General features: G+C 63.8%; 17 protein-coding genes. 10 read left to right on the top strand and 7 right to left on the bottom strand.

What is annotated here, in order from left to right:
* Positions 1 to 10: 10 nt before the first annotated feature.
* On the top strand, positions 11 to 421 hold the full coding sequence (locus tag JAO85_RS07080; RefSeq protein WP_039050153.1) for an FKBP-type peptidyl-prolyl cis-trans isomerase: 411 nt from the start codon (positions 11 to 13) through the stop codon (positions 419 to 421).
* Here the strand turns inward: JAO85_RS07080 and norR are convergent, their stop codons facing one another.
* Positions 422 to 2008, bottom strand: a complete 1587-nt coding sequence (gene norR, locus JAO85_RS07075; protein ID WP_202787778.1) for a nitric oxide reductase transcriptional regulator NorR — start codon at positions 2006 to 2008, stop codon at positions 422 to 424. It lies immediately after the preceding gene.
* 159 nt (positions 2009 to 2167) lie between these two features.
* Here norR and hmpA point away from each other — a divergent pair, with 159 nt between their 5' ends.
* A complete protein-coding gene (hmpA, locus tag JAO85_RS07070) occupies positions 2168 to 3346 on the top strand; it encodes an NO-inducible flavohemoprotein (RefSeq protein ID WP_202787777.1) in 1179 nt (392 codons plus the stop codon).
* Between the two features lie 82 nt (positions 3347 to 3428).
* Here hmpA and JAO85_RS07065 read toward each other — a convergent pair whose 3' ends face one another.
* Both JAO85_RS07065 and JAO85_RS07060 read right to left on the bottom strand, forming a co-directional pair.
* Positions 3429 to 4133, bottom strand: coding sequence for a hypothetical protein (locus JAO85_RS07065; protein WP_202787776.1), 705 nt, complete (start codon positions 4131 to 4133; stop codon positions 3429 to 3431).
* An 11-nt stretch (positions 4134 to 4144) separates the two neighbouring features.
* A complete protein-coding gene (locus JAO85_RS07060; RefSeq protein WP_003068494.1) occupies positions 4145 to 4390 on the bottom strand; it encodes a DUF3297 family protein in 246 nt (81 codons plus the stop codon).
* A 519-nt stretch (positions 4391 to 4909) separates the two neighbouring features.
* On the opposite strand from JAO85_RS07060, the gene JAO85_RS07055 reads away from it, so the two are divergent.
* The 7 genes from JAO85_RS07055 (at position 4910) to JAO85_RS07025 (ending at position 15878) form a co-directional block, all read left to right on the top strand.
* Positions 4910 to 6322, top strand: coding sequence for a hypothetical protein (locus JAO85_RS07055; RefSeq protein ID WP_039050150.1), 1413 nt, complete (start codon positions 4910 to 4912; stop codon positions 6320 to 6322).
* Positions 6323 to 6324: 2 nt separating this feature from the next.
* Positions 6325 to 7650 carry a glycosyltransferase gene (locus JAO85_RS07050; RefSeq protein WP_039050149.1) on the top strand — a complete coding sequence of 442 codons (1326 nt, stop codon included), beginning with the start codon at positions 6325 to 6327 and terminating at the stop codon, positions 7648 to 7650.
* A 10-nt stretch (positions 7651 to 7660) separates the two neighbouring features.
* Positions 7661 to 9937, top strand: a complete 2277-nt coding sequence (locus JAO85_RS07045; protein ID WP_054073753.1) for a TolC family protein — start codon at positions 7661 to 7663, stop codon at positions 9935 to 9937.
* Complete coding sequence (locus JAO85_RS25805; RefSeq protein WP_039050148.1) at positions 9934 to 11064, top strand: HlyD family secretion protein; 1131 nt, start codon at positions 9934 to 9936, stop codon at positions 11062 to 11064. Before JAO85_RS07045 ends, JAO85_RS25805 begins: the two co-directional genes overlap by 4 nt.
* Before the next feature lie 67 nt (positions 11065 to 11131).
* The gene (locus tag JAO85_RS07035) at positions 11132 to 12457 is read left to right on the top strand and encodes a DUF445 domain-containing protein (RefSeq protein WP_039050147.1); all 1326 of its coding nucleotides are present in this window, start codon (positions 11132 to 11134) and stop codon (positions 12455 to 12457) included.
* Positions 12458 to 12808: 351 nt separating this feature from the next.
* Positions 12809 to 14830 (top strand): ligand-gated channel protein, encoded by a 2022-nt coding sequence (locus JAO85_RS07030; protein ID WP_202787775.1) that lies wholly within the window; start codon positions 12809 to 12811, stop codon positions 14828 to 14830.
* Between the two features lie 79 nt (positions 14831 to 14909).
* Positions 14910 to 15878 (top strand): siderophore ABC transporter substrate-binding protein, encoded by a 969-nt coding sequence (locus JAO85_RS07025; protein WP_039050145.1) that lies wholly within the window; start codon positions 14910 to 14912, stop codon positions 15876 to 15878.
* Positions 15879 to 15991: 113 nt separating this feature from the next.
* Here JAO85_RS07025 and JAO85_RS07020 read toward each other — a convergent pair whose 3' ends face one another.
* The 3 genes from JAO85_RS07020 to JAO85_RS07010 all read right to left on the bottom strand — a co-directional run bounded on the left by JAO85_RS07020 (position 15992) and on the right by JAO85_RS07010 (position 18446).
* Complete coding sequence (locus JAO85_RS07020; RefSeq protein ID WP_003068510.1) at positions 15992 to 16423, bottom strand: hypothetical protein; 432 nt, start codon at positions 16421 to 16423, stop codon at positions 15992 to 15994.
* A 97-nt stretch (positions 16424 to 16520) separates the two neighbouring features.
* The gene (locus tag JAO85_RS07015; protein WP_232096845.1) at positions 16521 to 16925 is read right to left on the bottom strand and encodes a hypothetical protein; all 405 of its coding nucleotides are present in this window, start codon (positions 16923 to 16925) and stop codon (positions 16521 to 16523) included.
* A 99-nt stretch (positions 16926 to 17024) separates the two neighbouring features.
* Entirely contained in the window at positions 17025 to 18446 is a 1422-nt protein-coding gene (locus tag JAO85_RS07010; protein ID WP_012840053.1) for a heavy metal sensor histidine kinase, read from the bottom strand.
* A 58-nt stretch (positions 18447 to 18504) separates the two neighbouring features.
* Here JAO85_RS07010 and JAO85_RS07005 point away from each other — a divergent pair, with 58 nt between their 5' ends.
* Entirely contained in the window at positions 18505 to 18846 is a 342-nt protein-coding gene (locus JAO85_RS07005; RefSeq protein WP_012840052.1) for a DUF5713 family protein, read from the top strand.
* A 10-nt stretch (positions 18847 to 18856) separates the two neighbouring features.
* Here the strand turns inward: JAO85_RS07005 and JAO85_RS07000 are convergent, their stop codons facing one another.
* Complete coding sequence (locus tag JAO85_RS07000; protein ID WP_003068520.1) at positions 18857 to 19546, bottom strand: heavy metal response regulator transcription factor; 690 nt, start codon at positions 19544 to 19546, stop codon at positions 18857 to 18859.
* Positions 19547 to 19781: the final 235 nt, after the last annotated feature.

Raw genomic sequence — 19781 nt, 5'->3', positions numbered from 1 at the left:
CGCATCCGATATGAAAAAAGCAATCTCCGTGATCGGGTTTGTATTTGCTCTGGGCGCTGGCGCAGTGGTTCATGCTGCGCCGGTCACTACCGCCAGCGGGCTGATCTATGAAAGCCAGGTCGAAGGCAGCGGGCCCAGTCCCAAGGCGACGGACACCGTCAAGGTGCACTACCGCGGCTACTTCCCCGATACCGGCAAGGAGTTCGACAGCTCCTATGCACGCAAGCAGCCCATCGAGTTCCCGCTCAATGGCGTGATTCCCTGCTGGACCGAGGGCGTGCAGAAGATGAAAGTGGGTGGCAAGGCCAAACTGACATGTCCTCCCGGCATAGCCTATGGCAGCCGTGGTGCAGGCCGTGCCGTTCCCCCCAATGCCACGCTGAACTTCGATGTGGAGCTGCTGGGCATCCAGGGCCGCTGATCAAGGCCTGTCGATCTCAAGCCGCTTGGCCAGGCGCTGCAGATTGGCTCGATCGAGCTGCAGCTCGCGCGCTGCGGCGGCCCAACTGCCCCGGTGGCGGGCCAGGCTGGAGCTGACCAGCTGGCGCTCATAGGCGCTGACGGCGGCGCGCAGACCGGCCTCGGGCGCAGCCGCTGCGGTGGCCGGGTCCATGGATGCTGTGGCCTGTGCGGCGGCAGGCGCCTCGGCCCGCTCCCAGAGATCGGCAAGTCCCAGGGTCACGATGCGCAGCCTGGCTCCCGCGCGGCTGGCGCTGCCGTCATTGCGGCTCAGGGCCCTGAGCACGGCGCGGCTGATGCAGTGCTCGAGTTCGCGCACATTGCCGGGCCAGCTGCGATTGAGCAGGGCCGCCTGTGCGGCCGCATCCAGGCGCAGGCCGCCGAGCCTGAGTCTGGATCGATTCTCCTCGAGGAAATAGCCCGCCAGCTGCAGCACGTCGCTGTCGCGCTCGCGCAGCGGCGGCACGGCGAGCGGATAGACATTGAGGCGGTGATAGAAGTCCGCGCGCATGCGCCCGGCGCCGACTTCCGCAGCCAGATCGCGGTTGGTGGCGGCGATCACGCGCACATCCACATGGTGCTCCCGGTCCGAGCCCAGGCGCTGCAGCTGGCCGCTTTGCAGCACGCGCAGCAGCTTGGCCTGCACGGGCAGCGAGAGTTCGCCGACCTCGTCCAGGAACAGCGTGCCCTGATGCGCCTGCTCGAACTTGCCGCTGCGCTCGCTCAGTGCTCCCGTGAAGGCCCCGCGCACATGGCCGAACAGCTCGCTCTCGACCAGGTTGTCGGGCAGGGCCGCGCAGTTGATGCTGATCATGGGCTTGTCGGCACGGCCCGACTGCGCATGCACTGCCTGGGCCACCAGTTCCTTGCCGGTGCCGGTTTCGCCGGTGACGAGCACGCAAAGATCGCTGGCGGCAACCAGGGCAATGTCTTTCTGCAACTGGCGCATGACAGGGCTTGCACCCTGCAGTCCGCGCTCCTGCGGCGCGGCCGCTCTGGCCGAGCCGGTGGCGCCGCGCGCGAGCTGGGACAGCTGGTGCACGCGCTCGGCCGTGGCCACGGTGGCTGCGGCCAGATTGCTGAAGGCCTGCAGCATGGCCAGCGCCGCGGGGTCGGCGAACCGGCCCGGCTCCAGTGCGTCCAGCGTCAGCAGACCCCAGGGCAGGCCGCCCAGCTGCAGCACGCAGCCCATGCAGTCATGCACATGCAGCTCGCTGATGGCCTGGCCTTTGTGCGCCACCAGCCCGTCATAGGGATCGGGCAGGGGACTGTCGGGTTCGAAGCGCATGGCCTGGCCGGCCGCCAGCAACTGGGCAAAGCGCGGATGCTCGCCCAGGCGAAAGCGCCGGCCCAGCGTGTCCGGCATCAGGCCGTCGATCGCCATGGGGCGCAGCCATTCGCCTTCGAGCTTCAGCAGGGCTACGGCATCGGCGGGCAACAGATTGCGCAGTGCAGCCAGCAGACGGCGCAGACGTTCGCGCTCGGACAGGTCCTGGGCCAGATCGGCGATCAGCGGGCTGACGGCGTTGAGAATGTGAGATGTTGTCATAACGACATCGGATGGTGTCAATGAGACAGCAATTGATGGATGTCATATTGACGCATGTTTTTGCAAGCCATTGTTCTGCAATGGTCTTGTTGCTGGCACGCCGTTTGCATTTATCCGCTCAAGCCTTGCAGCTGGCAAGGCAGCAACCAGGAGATTTGCATGCTTACCGAACGTCAACGCGAGATCGTCAAGGCCACCGTACCGCTGCTGGAAACCGGCGGCGAGGCCCTGATCACGCATTTCTACCAGACCATGCTGGGTGAGTATCCCGAGGTGCGCCCGCTGTTCAACCAGGCGCACCAGCAAAGCGGTGCTCAGCCGCGAGCATTGGCACATAGCGTGCTGATGTATGCCAAGAACATCGACCGACTGGAAAACCTGGGCAATCTGCCTGCGCAAATCATCAACAAGCATGTGGCGCTGCAGGTACAGGCCGAGCATTACCCCATCGTCGGTGCCTGCCTGCTGCGCGCCATTCGCGAGGTGCTGGGGGCAGAGATCGCCACGGATGAGGTGATCGCCGCCTGGGCCGCCGCCTATCAGCAGCTGGCCGATATCCTGATCGGTGCGGAGCGCGCGGTGTACGAGCAGACTGCGGCAACCGAAGGCGGCTGGCGTGGTGCGCGTGCCTTCAAGCTGGTGCGCAAAGAGGCCGAAAGCGCCGAGATCACGTCCTTCTATCTGGAACCCGTGGACGGCGGCGCGGTGATTGCCCATCAGCCAGGCCAGTACATCGGCCTGCGCGTGGTGGTCAACGGCCTGGAGCAGCGCCGCAACTACTCGCTGTCGGCGCCTGCCAACGGCAAGAGCTATCGCATCAGCGTCAAGCGCGAGGCCGGCGGCAAGGTCTCCAACCATTTGCACGACCAGCTGCACGTGGGCGATACGCTGGAGCTGTTCCCGCCTGCCGGCCATTTCACCTTGCAGGCCAATGCCAAGCCCCTGGTGCTGATCAGCGGCGGTGTGGGCATCACGCCCACGCTGCCCATGCTGCAGGCCGCGCTGCCCACGGGGCGCGAGATCACCTTCATCCACTGCGCGCGCGATCGCGGCGTGCATGCCTTCCGCGAGAAGATCGATGCGCTGGCTAACAGCCACGAGCAGCTCACGCGCCGCTATTGCTACGACCAGGCGGACGCGGGCGACGAGGTCGATGCCCAGGGCCTGCTGAGCACCGATCGACTGGCCCAGTGGCTGCCCGAGTCGCGCGATGCCGATGTCTACTTCCTGGGCCCGCGCGGCTTCATGCGCAGTGTCAAGCAGTCGCTGCGCGAGCTGGGCGTGCCCGAGGCCCAGGTGCACTACGAGTTCTTCGGTCCTGCGGAAGCTCTGGCTTGAGCGAGCTGAATGCTATTGAATAAATAGCTTTATGCGCTTGGTGTGAAAGGGGGAGAGGCTGAACAGGCTTGAACTCAAGTCTTTAGTCTCTTCCATGCACTATGGTGTGAATGATTTCCCTGCCATCCAGGATGCGGCTGACACCATTGAACCAGCGGCAGTCGGTGTGGATGTTGGCGTAGTGATCCATCCAATCCAGCGTGATGGGTGAAATGCAGACCAGACGCTGGCTCTGCAGACCAGCATCAAACACTTGTGCGCGGAACTGGCTCAGGTTGGCGGGGCAATCCATCTCTTGAGCAAAGCACTGCCATGCAGCATGCAAAGCCGTGGCGTCTGCTGCGCGCAATCGTGTTTCAGACTCGGAGGCTTCCGCGGGACTGGTTTGCCAGTCGCTGATTTGCCCCTGCTGCAGGGTGGCCTTGACGCAGTGCCCTGCATCGCCGAAGACCAGCGCTTGAGCATCGCTCAGGCTGTGTACATAGAGTCTGTTGGATTCTGGCACTTCTGCGGCAAAGCGTTGCAGCAGCGGTATGTCCATCCCTAAAACGAAGCTGCTGCAAAGCGCGGGCTGTACAGCGATGGCTTCGGGTCGCAGCACCTGCTGCACCCAGGTTTGCCAAGGCAGCGCAAGCTCGGGCATCAACCATCCCAGCTCGCCCTCCGTGATTCTGTGTCGCAGCCCGGCCTCTTGCCTTTGTCCATCGGCGATCTGGCTGCGAGAGTATGGCCGCACGGCATTCAGCTCACGCTTGAGCTGGCGCTTGTTCAGGCGTTGTGCGGCCACGGGGACTGGGTTTAGCGGTAATACGCTTCGACCGTACCCTTGAGCTTGATCAGCAGGGGCTTGCCCTTGCGGTCCAGGGTCTTGCCGGCGGGCACCTTGACCCAGCCCTCGCTCACGCAGTATTCCTCGACGTCAAAGCGGTCCTTGCCGTTGAAGCGAATACCGATGTCGTGCTCGAACACGGCGGCCACATGGTGGGGGCTGCGAGGGTCAACGGACAGATGGTCGGGCAGTTCGGGGCGTTGTATGTCGGTCATATCGTGCGGATCCAAAAATGCCTATTGTCCTCTGCTTTGCTGGCTAGTCCGGTGAGCTCCTGCCATGAGTCCCTGCTTTTCTTCCTGCGTGAAAACAAGCTGTTGGACTACTTTTGTCAATTCCTGGGGTTATTGACTGCCGCAAATGTTACCTGTGCGTGCGCCAGATGGCCGGTTCGGTTTTACATGTCTGCATACAGTTTCCGCTGAGTCGCTGCTCATGTGTGTCGACGGTGACTTTTTGTGCTGGTTTGCGTTGTCACCCCGAGAGGCCCAAGGGAAGTTCGGGCTGATGAAAACCCGAATTAATAAGGCAGGAACAGCGTGAATGTCCAACTCTGTATGTGGATGTAGCGTAACGGCTGTACAGCCTGTTTGTTTGCTAAATGCAACTTGGTTTTCAAAGTTTAAAAGCTATGAAAACGGTAGTCGAAGCTTCACTTCCAAACCGAAAAATGAGCTCTCCGAAACAGCGCCCCGAGCTTGTGCAGCCCGGCGCGCGCAACACAGGAGAGTCTGATGGATACAGCCATCCGCACCAAGGCAGGCTTGGTTTTTCTGGGGCCACTCACTACAGCCGTCCCTGAGTCAGAGCGATCTGTCTCCTATCAGGATCTGGATGCGCTGATGCACTCCGGTGTACAGCCGCAGGGCATTTATTTGCGTGCCGTGCCGCACCAGGTCTGGCGCAAATGGCTCAATCGCACCCGCCAGAGCGACTGGTGGAGCCTGCCGGTCTTTGCGGAACCGGCGCTGCGCGACGCGCAGCCGTACGTGGATGCGCTGTGCAGCGTGGAGCGGGCACATGAAGTCACCGAGGGCATGGCCTTGCGCCGCCAGATGCTGCCCGATCCTGGCGATGTGCTGGGGCTGGAGGAGCGTCTGCTGTACTTCCTCTACGAACGCGGGCCGCAGACGGGATTTCGGCCGCTGCTCGACCGCGACAGCGACCAGCTCTACCGCTATCCGGTCGCGGAGCAACTGGCCTGCGCACAGGAGAGCGTGTCCCAGGCGCTGGAGGAGCTGCGCCGCCGCGGGCTGCTGCGCTCCGAGGGGCTGGTGGACCGCACCCGGCTGTGCTCGGGTTGCGGCTCGGCGCACATCCATTTCGTGGACGTATGCCCGCATTGCCAGAGCCTGGACACCCGACGCGAGTCAATGCTGCACTGCTTTGCCTGCGGCCATGTCGGCGCCGAATCGCAGTTCGTTGAAGGCGGTGCGCTGGACTGCCCCAAATGCCATGTGCATTTGCGTCACATCGGCGTGGACTACGACAAGCCGCTGGCCCAGTACCACTGCCGCAGCTGCCAGCGCTCATCGGTCGATTCCATGGTCCAGGCGCGCTGCCTGGACTGTGCGCGCACGAGCACGCCCGACGAGCTGGAGGTGCGTGAAGTCGCCACGCTGATGCTGAGCGCCAGTGGGCGTCAGGCTGTGCGCAATGGCGGAGTGGGCGAGGCCTACCCGCCGCTGAAGGCGCGCAACTATGTGGACCCGCAGGGCTTCAAGCGCATGTTGGGCTGGGCCAGCGACATCCAGGCGCGCAACCCGCAGTTCAGCTTCCACCTGATGCGCATGGAGCTTGAGCACAAGGGGCTACCGGCGCAGCAGCTCAGCCCCTGGCAGATCACCGAGCTGCTGGACGAACTCGCCGTGCGCCTGAATGCCCAGCTGCGCGAGTCCGACCTGATTACCCGCGTGGATGAGCACAGCCTGTGGGTGATCCTGCCATACACGATGCCGCAGGGCCTGCAAAGCCGCATCCAGAAAACCATGGAAAAGCTGGCCGAGGAAGAGGGTGAAGCCAAGCGCCTGGCCCTGTCGGTGCACCTGCGCAGCATGGAAGTCAAGGCCATGAACGACGGCAGCGAAGCACCGTCCGCGAGCAATCTGATGCGGAAGATGCAGGCCGACACGCTGCAAGAGGCCTGACCATGTGGCAGCAGTTTGTGGAATCTTTCTTGCTGCTGGCGCACAGCTTCAGCACGCGGGGCGCATGGGATCAGGCATTCAACCTGTTCCCGTTCATCGTCCTGCTGGAGCTGCCGTTCTATGTGCTGGTCGTCGGCGGGATGCTGCGCTACGGGTTGCGCCATTGGCGTGTTCCGGTCCGGCGCCTGCAGTACCCGTCCGTGTCTTGCCTGATCACCTGTTATTCCGAAGGCGATGATGTGCGCAAGACCATCAGCTCCTTGGTGAATCAGCGCTATGCGGGGCGCATCCAGATCATTCCGATCATCGACGGAGCTATCAAGAACAGCGACACGCTGCATGCGGCACTGTCCGAGGCCAAACGCTGGGAAGGTACCGAGGGGCGCGAAGTCACCGTGCTGCCCAAGTGGCAGCGCGGCGGCCGGGTGTCTTCGCTGAATGCGGGGCTGACGCTGGCCACGGGCGACGTGGTGATGGCACTGGACGGCGATACCTCGTTCGACAACGACATGGTGGAGAACGCCACACGCCACTTCGACGACCCACTGGTGGCGGGGGTTGCGGGCAATCTGCGTGTGCGCAACCAGGGCAGAAACCTGGTGACCAAGATGCAGGGGCTGGAATACATGCTCTCCATCAGCGGTGGCAAAACGGGCCTGTCCGAGTTCAACATCGTCAACAACATCTCGGGTGCCTTTGGAGTGTTCCGGACTTCGCTGGTCCGGCACCTTGGCGGTTGGGACGCGGGGACGGCGGAGGACCTGGACATGACGCTGCGCATCAAGCAGTACTTCGGTCGCTACAGCGGCATGCGCATCAAGTTCGAGCCGCATGCCATGGGGCATACCGACGCACCGGAATCCTGGCGCGTGTTCTTCAAGCAGCGCTTGCGCTGGGACGGGGACATGTACTACCTGTTCGTGCGCAAGTACCGTTTCAACCTGCGGCCTTCGTTGCTGGGGTGGCCGAACTTTCTTTTCACCCTTATCAACGGCCTGCTCATGCAGCTGGTGCTGCCCTATCTGATCGTGGGATCGCTGGCAATGCTGCTGTTCATCCAGCCGCTGGGCATCGTGCTGGGCACGCTGGCTTTCGTCTACCTGGGCTATCTGCTGTTGCTATTGGCCTACTACCTGGTCTACCTGGCCACGGTGTCGGAGCGCATCCGGCTGGACCTGTCCTATCTGCCGTACCTGCCGCTGTTTCCTCTCTTTGCCTTCGTGACCCGGGTGCACAGTGGCTACGCCATCCTGGTGGAAGCGCTGACCCATTCGCACCTGGACTCGTCCATGGCGCCCAATTGGGTGCTGCGCAAGAACAAATTCTAAAAACCAACGCATGAAACCATTTTCCCTTCACTACCTGCCGGGTGGGCCGCACCGCGTCCGAGCCCTGAGCGGTCTGATAGGCGTCAGCCTGCTGGCTTCCATGCTGGGAACAAGCGCGAGCGCGCAGACTACCACTGCCGTATCCGCAGCGTCTGAGACGCATGCTCCTGTCGCTTCCGCTGACACGGGCCAGCCCTGGAGCTGGGCCGACCTGCAGGCCTGGAGCGCGGAGCAGGCGCCAGCCGTGCGGCTGGCGCGCCTCAAGGAGCATGTGGCCGGCAGCAACCTCAAGCTGGTCGAGTCGGACAACGGTGCACGGCTTATCGCGGCTGCCGGCCTGGCACGCGCCAAGGAGCCGGTGACGGATACCCTGAACCGCGACTACAGCCGTCTGTCGGGGCAGGCTGGTCTGCGCTGGAGTTTTCTGGGCGCCGAGGAAGCACGCCGGCGCAATGTGCAGGAGGCCAGGACCGAGCAACTAAGCAGTACCGCGCAGACCCAGCTGCTGCAGGCCCAGGCCGTGACGGAGCTGGGACGGCTGTATGTGCGCTATCTGCGCAGCCAGCAGCGCGAGCAGGTGGCGCGGGCCTATCTGTCCACGCGCTCCCAGATCGAGGGCAGGCTGCAGGAGCGCGTGGCTGGCGGCCACATGCTGCGCTCTGAAGGGCTGGACCTGCAGGGCTACTACGAAGCCGCGCAGAACCGCGTGGCCAAGGAGAAGGAAATGCAGCGCGCAGCCTTGCAGCAAATGGGTTTTTTGACCGGCCGCCGTCTGCGCGCCCAGTCGGTGCCGGCTCTGGCCCTGCCGCCGACCTGCATGAATCCGGCCATGCTGCAGGATGCGCTCAACACGCATCCCGCGCTGGAATCTGCACGCTATGCGATGGAAGGATTGCGGGAGCAGGCTCGGCACACGCGCTATGGCGGAGTGACGGGCGGCGTGCAACTGAGCCAGAGCCTGAGCAAGGATTTCGGCGGCAGCCCCGGCCATGCGACGGCCGTGGCGGTGGATGTGTCCATCCCCCTGCAATGGCGCAGTCAGAAGGATGCGATGGCGGCCAAACTGCAGGGCCAGTATGACGAGGCGGCCGAGCAATACGCGCAGACCCAGGGCAAGCTGCAGCTGGAGCAGCAGACCGTGCTGGAGCAGTACAGGTTGAGCCAGGGCGAACTCAAGAGCAGTGCCCAGCGCTATGCAGCGGCCACCGAAGGGCTGCGTGTGGCGCAACTGCGCGCGCCCAGCCTCGGCGGTGACGGCATGGTGCAGACCATCAAGGCCGACAACGGCCGCTACGAAGCGGCGGTGCGCTATATCAGCGCCGCCGAAGGAGAGGATCTGGCGGCCATGGACATGCTGTATTACACGCGTGGTTGCAGCTTGCAGGTGCGTAGCGACGACCCCCTGCAGGCTGCGGTGCTGCAGCGTACTGGTGCCGCAGCTTCCGCAGTGGGTGCTGACGGACTGGTAGCAGTGGCGCAGCAGACCAGGCTCAGCGGGGAAGCGGGCGTTGCCAAACCCGCTGCAGCCGCTGCGGCAGCCGCACCTGCGGGAACCGGCTGGTATGCATGGAAAGGCTGGCAATGGGTGCAGCAGCCGGCCCGCATCGACCAGCTGCCGCAAGGCACGCAGCGCCTTCTGGTGTCGTTCACCGAAGAGCAGTTGCAGCGCCTGGCGGCCGACGAGCAGGCTCGCCAGGGACTGGAGCAGCTGGCGCAGCGTGCACGCCAGCGCGGCATCCGGCTGGAGCTGCTGCTGGGCGAGCCGACCTGGGTGCTGCCCAAGGGGCGCGGCAACATGCTGGCGCTGCTGCAGAAGGTGCAATCCATGCCGTTCGGCATGGTCCACCTGGACCTGGAGCGCAGTCAATTGCCCGAGGTACAGCAAAAGGACTGGGGCCGCAATGTGCTCGACAGCCTGCAGGAGGCGGTGACTCAAAGCCGCCTGCCGATCTCGCTGACGACCCACCACCGCGAACTGCGCGAACCCGGCTTTCTACAGGCCCTGCAGAAGGCCGGCGTCAAGGAAGTCGTGCCCATGATCTACAGCGCCAATGCGCAGAGCACGGTGAACGCGATCAAGCAGCTGCCGCCCATGCCTCAGGGGCTGGACCTGGCCGTGGCGCAAAGCATTGAAAAGGCATTGCCCTCGGAAGAGAGCTTGTTTCGCATAGGCAGGCGCCAGGCACTGGTTCATTGGCAGGGCGTGGCACAAGCGCTGCGGACGGTGCCCGGTTTCAAAGGCGTCGTCGTGCAGTCCTGGGAAGACTATATGGAGGCTCAACCGTGAAGATCCAATTCAATGCTCCGCCGGCTTCGGCGGAAGTCAGCAATGGCATTCCCGTCAAGTACGACAACGTCAAGCGCAAGGTGCCGCGCTGGCGCTGGTATCTGGTGCTGGGCATTGTGCTGCTGATACCCTTGTATTTTGTCTACAAAACCGTGAGCAGTACGGTGCTGCGCGCTTCGCCCGGCATGGTGGTCATCGACCAGGTCGTGGTGCGTGCACCGATCACGGGCCAGGTGGAGCAGGTCGCCCCGGAGGGGCAGGCCACTGAGCAGGGCGCGCGCGTGCTGCGTGTGGTGCAAAAGCAGGTGCCCACGCCAGCGGCCGGTACGGTGCAGGCAGCCGACGTGGTGGCCAGTTCCGCGGACCATACCTATGCGATGCAGCGCCAGGATCTGCAGGGCCAGCAAAAGGCCTTGCAGTCCAGTCTGCAGGCCATGCAGGGCCGCATGTCCCTGATGCAGGATCGCGTGCGGCAGATTGATGAGCTGTTCCGCCAGGGCGCGGCCACGCGCCAGGAAGTGGACGCAGCACGCCTGCAGATGCTGCAGGCACAGGCCGAGATTGGCCGTGCCCAGCGCGAAATCCTGGTTGCCAGCCAGCAGCAGAGCGCCCTGTATCTGCAGGCGGCCAAGGATGCTGCGGCCACGCGCCAGGCTGTCGGTCTGGCACAGGCCGGCAACATCACGCCGGTTGCGGATCTGATGGCGCCCGTGCCCTCGCAGGTGGTGCGCAGCTTCGTCAAGGCAGGCGAATGGGTGGTGGCCGGAGACGAGCTGATGGTGCTGCAGACGCGCAAGGCGCCCTGGGTCCAGGCCTATCTGACGCCCCAGCACCTGAGGTACGCGCGCAAGGGCCAGAAGGCCACGTTGGTCTTCCTGGATGGGCAGAAGGTGCCGGCCGAGGTCGATGAGGTCTTCTCGGAAACCCAGCGCATCCCGGCCGAGCGCGTGGGCCCGATGGAGTCGCAAAGCGCCGCGGTGGTGGTCAAGCTGCGTCCGCTGCAGGCCCTGCCTGCCGAGCATCGCGTCAACCGCCTGCCCATTGATGTGCACTTTGAGAGAAGCTGGTGGCCCTGGAGCCAGGACCACCGGCTTGCTGATTTCACGGCAGACGTCAAGGTCGGCTGACCCGTCCGATGCTGGCGGCAGCCCTGGGCTGCAGACGAGCGGGCCGAGAGGCCGTATGCTCTAGCGCATGCTCACGTCTGAACAACGTCGCTCACTGCAGCAGGCCAAGCGCATGCCGCTGGTTCTGCTGCTGCTGGTGGCCGCAGGTTTCATCGCCACTGCGCTGGCCGGCTCGCGCTGGGCCATAGAGGGGCAGGCCGTGCCTTTATGGCTGGTCTGTCTGCGCGGCATTTGCGAGGCTGCCATGGTGGGGGCGCTGGCCGACTGGTTTGCGGTCTCGGCGCTGTTTCGCCATATTCCGCTGCCGCTGGTGGGGCGGCACACGGCCATCATCCCGCGCAACAAGGATCGCATAGGCCGCAACCTGGCCACTTTCGTGCGCGACAAGTTTCTCGACGCGCCTTCGCTGGTGGCGCTGATCGAGCGCAACAACCCCGCCCAGGCGCTGGCGGACTGGCTCACGGCTCCCGCCAACAGCCAGCTGCTGGGCAGGCAGGTGGCGCGGCTGGCGCTGGCCGCGCTGGAGATGGTGCAGGACAAGCAGGTAGAGAAGTTTCTGACCCAGTCGCTCAAGGCCGTGATGCAGCATGTGGATCTGTCGCGCGCGGCGGCATCGCTGCTGTCGGGGCTGACGGCGGGCGGGCGCCATCAGGAGGTGCTCGACGATGTGCTGGCACGCATCAGCCGCGTGCTGCGCCAGGAGCAGACCCATGTGCTGATTGCGCAGACCATCGTGGTCTGGCTCAAGCGCGAGCACCCGATCAAGGAAAAAATGCTGCCCACGGACTGGCTCAGCGACAAGGGCGCCAGTCTGATCGCCAGCGCTCTGGACAGCCTGCTGCAGGACGTGGCCCAGAACCCCGGCCACCGTCTGCGCGAGGCCTTCGACAGCTCCATACAGCGCCTGATCGACGGTCTGCAGAACGACCCGGTCTACGCCGAGAGGGTAGAAAAACTGCGCAACTATCTGCTGCATGACGAGAAGCTGGCCGTCTATCTGCGCGAGCTATGGGCAGGCTGGCGCACCAAGCTGGAGCGCGATCTGGCCGACGAAAACTCGGCCATGGCACGGCGTGCCGCCGTGATGGGGCGCTGGCTGGGCCAGGCACTCGCGCATGACGAGGCGCTGCGCAACTCCATGAACGAGCGCCTCAAGCGCTGGGCGACGACGCTGGCTCCCGATGTCTCGCAGTTCATCGCCAGACATATTGCCGACACGGTGCAGCGCTGGGATGCCGAGCAACTGGCCACGCTGATCGAGGCGCATATCGGCAAGGATCTTCAGTACATACGCATCAACGGCACGCTGGTGGGCGGCGCCATCGGTTTGCTGCTGTTTCTGATCTCGCATGCCGCGGCCCTGTGGGGCAGCCTGCTGGCCTGGCTGGGATAAAGCTTTATGAGCCGCATGCCGGTGCCAGTTGGTGCTGGTTAGCGCTCTTGTCAAAGTACTTAACAGTAGAAATTCTTTTGAATAGCTGCTATTTACAGTTACAATGAGAACCATTCGCAACAAGAAGAACTTACTGCAATCCTTGACTTAGCCAGGCATGCCCATTGAATGGCCGCATGCCGCCATGCCCAGCTGCATGGTTTAGCCAGGACGATCTCATGTACAGATCGTGATTGCCTTCTTCATCACTCCAACAGCGCGAATGCTTCGCTGACCCGCTCCTGCTGTCCGTGGCTCCGGTCCTGGGACGCAGCCTTGCCGGGTCGATGTGCATCTTCTTCCGGACTCATCATGTCAACTCATGCAGCCGCTGCTGCAGGCTTCGCCACGGCCTGCGCCTCTTCGTCTTCCCGTCCTCTGTCCACCGCCCGCCGGTCGCTGCGTCCCATGCTGGGCATGGCGCTGGCGTCTGCCGGCCTGCTGACCCATGGGCTGACGGCGGCACAGGAGAAATCGCTGGAGACCGTGGTGGTGACGGCCTCGGGCTTCGAGCAGGAGATCAAGGATGCGCCGGCCTCGATTTCCGTCATCACGCGCGAAGAGCTGGGAAAAGGCAGCTACAACAATCTGCATGATGCGCTGCGCGACGTGCCAGGCGTGAATCTGGTGCCTTCGGACAACAACTCCAACGACATCAGCCTGCGCGGCATGGGCGTGAACTACACCCTGATCCTGGTGGACGGAAAGCGCACCAATACCCGCGAAACCCAGGCCAACGGCTCCACGGGTACCGACCAGAGCTGGGTGCCGCCGCTGGAGGCGATAGAGCGCATCGAAGTGGTGCGCGGCCCCATGTCCTCGCTCTACGGCTCGGACGCCATGGGGGGCGTGATCAACATCATCACGCGCAAGGTGGCCAAAGAGTGGATGGGCTCCATCCGCACCGAGGCCACGCTGCAGGAGCGCTCTTCCTCGGGCAATATCTACCAGAGCAATTTCTATCTGTCCGGCCCCATACAGACCGATCTGCTGGGCCTGAGCATCTACGGCAACTACAACAAGCGAGGCGAGGACAACATCCTCAACGGCTACAACGACTACGACAACCGCGCGCTCAACGTCAAGCTGGCACTGACGCCCAACAAGGACCACGACATCATTGCCGAGCTGGGCACGGGCAAGCAGCACTACACATCGACGCCGGGCAAGACACTGGCGGCCACGGCCGCACTCAGCGACCGCAAGTTCGAGCGCGACAACTTCTCGCTGCAGCACAAGGGACGCTGGGGCTGGGCGTCCTCGGACACCTATCTGCAGCAGGAGAAGACGCGCAATCTGTCGCGCGACATGACCATCAAGAACACGGTCTTCAACAGCAGCTGGGTGGCGCCGCTGGGGGCCAACCATCTGCTGACCACGGGCGTGAGCTACAACGAGCAGGACCTGACGGACACCACCACCAACACCTTGCCCAATGCCAGCCGCACCAGCATCAACCGCAGCCAGTGGGCTGTGTTTGCCGAGGACGAATGGCGTCTGCACAAGGACTTCGCACTGACCGGCGGCCTGCGTTACGACCATGACAGCCAGGCCGGCGGCCAGGTCAGCCCGCGCCTGTATGGCGTGTGGAATCCGGCCCCGCAGTGGACGGTCAAGGGCGGCGTCTCCACGGGCTTTCGAGCGCCGTCGCTGCGTCAGACCGTGGGTGACTGGGGCCAGGTCAGCCGTGGCGGCAATATCTACGGCAACCCCGATCTGAAGCCCGAAACCTCGCTGACCAAGGAAATCGGCGTGCTCTACGACAGCGGCGCCGGCACCACGGCGGGGCTGACGGTGTTCGACAACGAGTTCGAGGACAAGATCACCCGCGTGGCCTGCCCCAGCTGCGGCCCGCTCAACAGCTCGGGCCGCGTGCCCACCACGAACATCAATGTGGACAACGCCATCACGCGCGGCGTGGAGGCTTCGCTGGGCACCCAGCTGAGCAAGACGCTACGCCTGAAGACCAACTACACCTTCACCAAGTCCGAGCAAAAGAGCGGCCAGTTTGCCGGCCTGCCGCTGAACCAGCTGCCGCGCCATCTGTTCAATGTCTCGCTGGACTGGAGCCCCACGGCCCAGCTCAACGGCTGGCTCAAGGCTTCCTACCGCGGTGAGGAAAGCGCCCCCACGGGCGGAGCGTCCTCGGGCAGCTTCACCCAGAAGAGCTACACCATGCTGGACCTGGGCGGCTCCTACAAGCTCAGCAAGACCGTCACGCTGTATGCGGGCATCTACAACCTGCTGGACAAGCAGGTCATCTATGACGGCGTCAATTACGACACTGTGCTCGACGGCCGCCGCTACTGGCTGGGCATGAACGTCAAGTTCTGATTATCGCCATCGCAGCCGTTGCCAAGATTCGCGGCAAGGGCTGCTGACTTTTCTTCTGTTTTGCTTTTCAAGGTTCTTCATGCAGCAACTGATCAGCCGTCGCGCCGCCACCCTGGCACTGCTGACGACGGCCGGAACCGCCTGGGCGCAAACGCAGGCGGACCAGCCGTCTGCGGCCCAGCCCGCCCGCATCCAGGTCGAGCATGCCAGGGGCGTGGCCGAGCTGCCTTTCGCTCCCCGGCGTGTGGTGGTGTACGACCTGGCTTCGCTGGACACCATGCAGGCGCTCAAGCTGCCGGTGACGGGAGTGCCCAGGGTCCATTTTCCCGCCTATCTGGCGGGCTACGCCGATGCCCGCTATCAGGTGGCTGGCTCGCTGTTCGAGCCCGACTACGAGGCGCTGAGCCGCATCCGCCCCGATCTGATCGTGGTGGCCGGCCGCTCGGCCAGCAAGTACGAAGCGCTGAGCCGTATCGCACCGACACTGGACCTGAGCACTTCGGGCCAGGACTTGCTCGGCGATATGCAGCGCAATGTGAAGCTGCTGGCCAGCCTCTGGGGCAAGCAGGCGCAGGGCGAGCAGCTCATGCAGCAGGTGCGCGGCGATGTGCAGGCCACCCGCGCTGCCGCAGCCAAGGCCGCACCGGGCCTGCTGGTGCTGGCCGTCAACAAAAACATGAGCGCCCAGACCCCGGGTTCGCGCTTCGGTCTGCTGCATGACGTGCTGGGCATCAAGCCTGCCTTGCCCGCGGATCCGGCGCAGGCGCGCGGCATTGCGCTGAAGATGGACGATATCGCCAGGATTGACCCCGAATGGCTGTTCGTGATCGACCGCAATGCGGGCACGGGCAGCACCAGGGACAAGGACGGCAAGCCGGTCGTGCCGTCGCGGGAGCTGTTCGACAACGACACCATCAAGAACACGCGTGCAGGCCGCAAGCAGCAGCTGGTGTTCGTCGATCCTCAGCTCTGGTATTTGCTGGGCAGCAGCGGCCCCCAGGCCATGCGGGCCAATGCGCGGCAGATTCGCGCTGCACTCGAGCGCTAGGCTTCGCGGGAGGTGGCAAATTTAATAGCTGCTCTCGCCAATAAACAAAGGGGTTCAATGCATTCATGCACTGAACCCCTTTGTTTTAATACGCAGCAAGCTATCAAAAAATATCAGGCATCGGGCGCGGAAGGCTCGGGCGGCAGCAACTGTTTGCCAATCAGCTGCCAGGCCTTGGCGGCATCGGTCTGGCCGGCAAACAGGTGGCAGCTGGCGGCCGTCATGGCGATGCGACCGTTCTCTGGCTCCAGGTCGAAGGCCAGCTCGCATTGCGCAGCGGCGTTGGCCCACATGACCAGCGCGTTGCGGTTCTCCTCCTTCTGCAAGGCGTGGGCCTCGGCCATCCAGGCCTGTGCCAGGCGAAAGGCGGCTTCGGGCTCGCTCATATCGGCCTTGTGCGCCAGATAGAACTCCTTGCCGGCGGCCTGCCAGAATGCGCGGGCCTGCTCGAAGTCCTGCGTGGCAATCTTCTGGGCCTGCTGCACCAGCGCGTTGCCGGCCTGCAGATGGGCCTGATAGGTGGATGCGTCTTGATCTTGGGACATGGCGCTTATTGTCCTCATTGCCTGGCCTCGCGCAGCGCGACCGCGCGCATCTCCCCTGGACGGCCCCGGGGCATTGCCGCCTGCAGGCGGCTAGCTGCTAGTAGCGGAAGTCCAGCTGATGCGGGCCCTTGCCGATCTCTGCCGTCTGGGTCTGGCTGCTGCCTTCCTTCGTGGTGGCGGTGATCTTGTAGCTGCCGGCGGGCAGCTGGATCAGACAGACCGGGCCGTTGGCCGTGAAGCGGCTGCTGTCCTTGCCGGAGCTGACCTCGACCGCCACATTGGCCAGATAGGCGCCGTCCTTTTGTGCAAACAGCAGCGACAGCGGGTAGTCCTTCATCGCGGCGCGCATGAGTGTGGATTCATCTTCGCCTATGCCGCCGCAGCTGTAGCGCAGCACGCCGGCCTGCTGCATATCGGGAATCCGGCCCTGAGCCAGAGCGGGCAGGCCAAGAGCTGCGCTGGCGGCCAGGGCCAGGCAGGCAGCGTTTCTCAAGCAATGCATGGTGTCTCCTTTCAGCGATGCATGGCCGGCCATCTTGCGGCCTGATCGCGCAGCTCCATGTCATCCCCGCGCGGTGCTGCTTGTGGGCATCCCCGGTATTTACACCTGCTTGCCGGATGAAACAGGCGCCCGGGCTGGTAGGGCCTGGCCCGTAGGCAGACTCAGCCCGATGCTGGTGACAGACAGGTCGGAGCGTGCGAACGCCTGTCCGCCATGCATGCGCGCGATCGCGGCCACGATGGACAGGCCCAGGCCGTGGTTGCGATCGGCCTGGCTGCGGGCTGCGTCCGAGCGGTAGAAGCGGTCAAACAGCCTGGGCAGATGTTCGGCGGCAATGGCCTGGCCCTGGTTCTGCACCGCCAGCCTGACCTGGCCGGCCTGCGGCGTGCTGATCTGTATCTCTATGCAGCTTCCCGGCGTGGCATAGCGGGTGGCATTGCCCAGCAGATTGGACAGCGCCCGGCGCAGCAGTCGCGCATCGACCTGGGCCTGTGCATCGCCCTGCACCCGCACCTGCAGATCGGCCTCCTGCAGCGCGGCCTCGTGATACTCCACCACTTCGTGCGCGAGGCTGGCCAGGCTGGCCACCTGAATGCGGTGCGCGCTCTCGCCGCGATCGGCGTGAGAGAGAAAAAGCATGTCCGCCACGATGCCGGCCATGCGCTGCAGATCTTCAAGATTGGAAGCCAGGATATCGCGCAGCTCGTCGGCATCGCGGGGCTTGCGCAGAGCCAGCTCGCAACTGCTGATGAGCGTGGTCAGCGGGGTGTTGAGCTCATGGGCCACATCGGCATTGAAGGCCTCCATCTGCCGGTAGGCCACCGCCAGCCGCTCCAGCAGCGCGTTGAACTGTGCAATCAGCGGACGCAGCTCCTGGGGCTGGTTGCTGTCGTCAAGCCTGGTCTGCCAGTCGTGCGTGAGATCCTTGGCGCCCAGTTGCCGGGTCTGCTCCACCAGCGAATGCAGAGGCGCCAGCCCGCGGCGCACCAGCCAGGCGCTGAACAGCGACACCAGCAGCGCACCGCTGACGGCGGCCAGGCCCAGAATCCAGGCCAACTGGCGCAGCAGGGCATCGTCGGGGCGGCGGTCCAGCATCAGCAGCACCTGCACGAGCTGCTGTTCCTGCTGGTCCACATGGGCTGGCAGTACGACGCTGAAGCTGCGCCGTGCGCTGTGAACATCGTCGAGGGGCTGGTGCAGTTTCTCGAACAGCAGCGCGCCGCTGGCATAGCTGACGCGGATCGACATATCCTCATGGCCCGTGAGAAAGTCGGACAGCATGTGCTGCATGCTGGACGCGGAGCGGTTGGCACGCGCCTGTTGCAGAAGATGGGTGACCGTGACCTGCTTTTGCTCCAGGCTTTCCTGCTGGCGCTGGGCCAGTGCCAGCCAGCTGCCCCAGTAAACGGCAACGCAGACCAGGCCCAGGCCCAGCATGGTCTGCAGGGCCAGCGAGCGCGACAGCCGGCGGCTCAGGTTCGGGATCTGAGGAGTGCTTGGAGAGACGTGATCAGCGGTCATGAGTGGCTGCTATGCTGGAAGATTCATTGTTTGCGGTTTGCTGGAAAAGGAACGGACCATGAGTCTTGGTAACGCCATCATGAACAACTACGCCTTCTTGCTGGAGATGTACGAGGACAGCTATTTCCCTGAAGAACTGGTTCGCAAGGGCGAGGATATTCTGAGAGAACTCTGCCTGCAGATAGAGCAGCAAAAGCCGCAGAATCTGGAGCAGCTGTATCGATTGGCCCACGCTGCGACCGAGCGTTTCAACGATCTGCAGCAGGAGTTCGAAGAGCAGGGCAGCGAGATAGAGACGGCGGCACGTGAATGCATTGCGGCTGACTTCGAGGCCATTGCCAAGGCTTATGGTTTTGAAGATGCGGATGTGGAGGAACTGATTGCTCTACGCGAATGGTAAGCACCGGCCATCAGGCATCAAGGCGAAGCTCCAGCACATAGCCCATGCCGCGCACCGTGTGCAGCAGGGGCAGCTCGAACGGTGCGTCGAGCTTGAGGCGCAGGCGGCGCACGGCGACCTCGACGACATTGGTTTCGCTGTCGAAGTTCATGTCCCAGACCTGGGAGGCCAGCTCGGTGCGCGACAGCACTTCGCCCTGGCGCCGCAGCAGCAGACTCAGCAGATTGAACTCCTTGGCCGTCAGGTCCAGTCGCTGACCAGCACGCGTGGCGCGGTGACGCAGCAGATCCAGCTCCAGATCGGCCATGCGCAGCACAGTGGCTTCGGGCGTGGCCTGGGCCTGCAGGCCACGGCGCAGCAGTGCATGAATGCGGGCCACCAGCTCTGAAAATGCAAAAGGCTTGACCAGGTAGTCATCGGCGCCGGCCTGCAGTCCTTTGACGCGGTCTTCCACCTGGGCGCGGGCCGTGAGCATGAGCACTGGCGTCTGGCGAGACTGGCGCAGAGCCGCCAGCACGGCCAGGCCGTCTATGCCGGGCAGCATGCCGTCCAGAATGATGAGGTCGTAGGGCTGCTCGGTGGCCAGATGCAGGCCGTCAATGCCGTTGTGCGCGGCATCGACCACAAAGCCTTCCTCGCCCAGGCCTTTTTGCAAGTATTCGGCGAGTTTGGTTTCGTCCTCGATGACTAGAAGCTTCATGCGCAGATTGTCGAGCAAGTCGGTCGTTTGCGAAGATGACAAATTTGTCATCTTGAGGTCAGAACCCTGTGGGGGCCGCGAGGCTAGATTTGCTCCGCTTGCACAAGACTGCCAATGGAAGGGCAGGCATGCCGGCGGAGCATCACCATGACATTCATCACCAAGGCGGCCGCTGTGTTGCTGGGCAGCGGATTGGGCCTTTTCGTGCCTTGTGCCTGGGCGCAACAAGCTGCGC

Source organism: Comamonas sp. NyZ500, assembly GCF_016772095.1.
Taxonomy (GTDB): domain Bacteria; phylum Pseudomonadota; class Gammaproteobacteria; order Burkholderiales; family Burkholderiaceae_C; genus Comamonas; species Comamonas thiooxydans.
The sequence above is the reverse complement of the archived record's forward strand: the minus strand, read 5'-3'. Positions and strand labels throughout refer to the sequence as shown.